This window comes from Nocardioides oceani, from assembly GCF_030412965.1.
Lineage (GTDB): Bacteria > Actinomycetota > Actinomycetes > Propionibacteriales > Nocardioidaceae > Nocardioides > Nocardioides oceani.
This window is the reverse complement of the sequence record NZ_JAUHJQ010000286.1, coordinates 1-217: the sequence shown is the minus strand read 5'-3', so window position 1 is coordinate 217 and position 217 is coordinate 1. Positions and strand designations below refer to the sequence as shown.

Below are 217 nucleotides of genomic sequence, written 5' to 3'. Positions count from 1 at the left end.
GGTGTTCGTCAGCAGCGTGGGCGTCGAGGCCCCGGTCCTGCGGGTCCCCCGGCCGGCCGCGGTGCGCGACGCGGTGGAGCCGGAGGAGCCCGAGGCGCCGCGCCCCGGCCCCGCGACGGCGCCCGACGGGAGCGGCGGCCTGGGCGTGGACCTGACCGAGGTCGAGGAGGCGGACCGGCCGGAGTGGCCGTGGTTCCTCGGCGGGTTCGTCGCGCTC

The 217-nt window shown here is 80.6% G+C and carries 1 protein-coding gene; it reads left to right on the top strand.

Annotated elements, in window-relative coordinates; all coding sequences use genetic code 11:
- Nucleotides 1–16 precede the first annotated feature (16 nt).
- Nucleotides 17–217: hypothetical protein (locus tag QWY28_RS24085; protein ID WP_300955416.1), on the top strand; the 201-nt coding region annotated here is incomplete at its 3' end.